Genomic DNA, 540 nt, shown 5'->3' on the forward strand with positions numbered 1-540 from the left:
CCCGGCTCGCGGCGCGGGCGGAAGAAATCTTCCGGCGGATCGACGCGGGCGAGCAGCGGGAAGCCGGGCGCGAGACCCGGGCCGGCGCCGAGGTTCCCCATGCCTGAGCCCCAAGATCAAGTCGACGTGTTGTCTGGAATCAGGACCACCACGTCGCCTGCCTCCTCGTCGGCAAGCCTGTCACCGTCTCAAGTGATCCGTGAATTCGGAAGCCGGGTCGAGTCGGTTCGCTTCGAGACCTGGCGGGGCGATCTTCGATCCGTGACCGTGATCACGTTGCGCGGCCCCCAGGGAGAGGCCGATGCCTGATGCGATCCATCCTGTCGAGCGCGAGATGATCGACGCGCGGCTCGAGGCCGGGCTCTTCACCCGCTGCGCGGCGGGCGCGCGCAGCGGGATCGCCTGGGACGATGAGGCCGTGCCGCTGCGCGAGCAGATCCGGCGCGACAGCACGGCGGGCAAGGCCGAGGCCGCGCTGAACAGCCGGCGCCGCGAGATGCGCGCGGCGCGCCGCGACCAGATCCGGCGCCGGCACGCCGA

General features: G+C 71.5%; 1 protein-coding gene. It reads left to right on the forward strand.

Going from position 1 to position 540, the window contains the following annotated elements; all coding sequences use genetic code 11:
- Positions 1–301: 301 nt before the first annotated feature.
- The coding region (locus FJM51_RS23595) for a hypothetical protein (protein ID WP_140456516.1) at positions 302–540 on the forward strand (239 nt) is incomplete at its 3' end.

The organism is Amaricoccus solimangrovi, assembly GCF_006385685.1.
Lineage (GTDB): Bacteria > Pseudomonadota > Alphaproteobacteria > Rhodobacterales > Rhodobacteraceae > Amaricoccus > Amaricoccus solimangrovi.